The sequence below is a fragment of the Arthrobacter sp. AL05 genome (assembly GCF_029960715.1).
Lineage (GTDB): Bacteria > Actinomycetota > Actinomycetes > Actinomycetales > Micrococcaceae > Arthrobacter.
Genome location: NZ_JASBRC010000069.1, coordinates 1 through 269, shown reverse-complemented (window position 1 = coordinate 269; position 269 = coordinate 1). Strand labels below are relative to the sequence as shown.

Sequence of the window (269 nt, the reverse complement as noted above, 5' to 3'; positions counted from 1 at the left end):
CGGATGAGCGAAGGACGGTCCTGGATTCCCCGGTGATCATCGATTCGTCGAACTCGGCCTGGCCGTCAACAATGGTGCCGTCGGCCGGCATTCGGGCTCCGGAACGGACCAGGACGGTGTCCCCCGCCGCAAGCTCGCTGACTTTGATGGTTTCGGTGCCCTCAGCGGTAATCCGGTCTGCCTCGTCGGGCAACAGAGCCGCAAGAGCGTCCAAGGCACCCCGGGCGGAGCCGAGGGCGCGCATCTCGATCCAGTGCCCCAGCAGCATG

General features: G+C 66.2%; 1 pseudogene. It reads right to left on the bottom strand.

Annotated elements, in window-relative coordinates:
• Positions 1 to 269, bottom strand: a pseudogene (locus QK287_RS18565) (heavy metal translocating P-type ATPase); the annotation flags it as partial.